The 755-nt window shown below is 51.5% G+C and carries 2 rRNA genes; both read left to right on the forward strand.

The window, feature by feature from the left end:
* A 23S ribosomal RNA gene (locus tag D1155_RS15500) occupies positions 1–447 on the forward strand; the annotation flags it as partial.
* Between the two features lie 190 nt (positions 448–637).
* Positions 638–754: ribosomal RNA gene (gene rrf, locus D1155_RS15505) — 5S ribosomal RNA — on the forward strand.
* Position 755: the final 1 nt, after the last annotated feature.

Consider the following 755-nt stretch of genomic DNA (forward strand, 5'->3'; position numbering starts at 1 on the left):
GATAACAGGCTGATACCCCCCAAGAGTTCACATCGACGGGGGTGTTTGGCACCTCGATGTCGGCTCGTCTCATCCTGTGGCTGAAGTAGGTCCCAAGGGTTGGGCTGTTCGCCCATTAAAGAGGTACGCGAGCTGGGTTCAGAACGTCGTGAGACAGTTCGGTCCCTATCCGCTGTGGGCGTTGGAGATTTGAGTGGAGCTGTCCTTAGTACGAGAGGACCGGGATGGACATACCTCTGGTGTACCAGTTGTTCTGCCAAGGGCATAGCTGGGTAGCTACGTATGGAAGGGATAAGCGCTGAAAGCATCTAAGTGCGAAGCCCCCCACAAGAAGAGATCTCCTCCGAAAGGTAAGACCCGTGGGAGACTACCACGTAGATAGGCCTCAGGTGGAAGTGCAGTAATGCATGTAGCTGAGAGGTACTAATCGGTCGAGAACTTGACCAGTGGTTTTACGAAGAGTTTGTTGATTGTTATTCAGATTTGAGGGTATATACCTCAAGAGAAAAGAAGCTGCGAAGAATTTTTCAAGAGCTGACGCGGCGTGCGAAGGAGCGAAGAGGGCACGTACTAGTGTACGTAACTGATGAGCGAAAGAGCAGCAACAAAGTCAGGATTGAAAAAGGCAAGCAGGAAATCCGGTGACAATAGCGGGGAGGATACACCTGTACCCATCTCGAACACAGAAGTTAAGCTCTCAAGCGCCGATGATACTTGGTGGGAAGCTGCCTGGGAAAGTAGGTCGTTGCCGGTTT

It is taken from the genome of Anaerotruncus sp. 80 (assembly GCF_009936115.1).
Lineage (GTDB): Bacteria > Bacillota > Clostridia > Peptostreptococcales > Anaerovoracaceae > Senimuribacter > Senimuribacter intestinalis.